At 52.7% G+C, this 281-nt stretch carries 1 protein-coding gene; it reads left to right on the top strand.

Annotation, left to right across the window (positions count from 1 at the left end; genetic code table 11):
- On the top strand, positions 1-281 hold a 281-nt coding region (locus FTW16_RS01100), incomplete at both ends, for a hypothetical protein (protein WP_146489774.1).

Genomic DNA, 281 nt, shown 5'->3' on the forward strand with positions numbered 1-281 from the left:
CATCGGTGTGCCTTACTACACTCGTGGTTGGCAAGGTGTAACCGGAGGCGAAAATGGTCTTTGGGGCCGAGCAGCACTGCCAAACCAATCTGAATGTTCAGCGGGTACCGGTGAAGGCGAGAAAAACAACTGTGGCCATGGCGCAGTTGGTATCGACAATATGTGGCACGATACCGACCCAAAAGGCAACGAAATGGGCGCGGGTTCTAACCCTATGTGGCACGCGAAGAACCTAGAGAAAGGCATTTGGGGTTCTTATGCAGAGGCTTACAAGCTTGATC

Origin of the sequence: Vibrio sp. T20 (assembly GCF_007858795.1) — a bacterium.
GTDB lineage: Bacteria > Pseudomonadota > Gammaproteobacteria > Enterobacterales > Vibrionaceae > Vibrio > Vibrio satsumensis.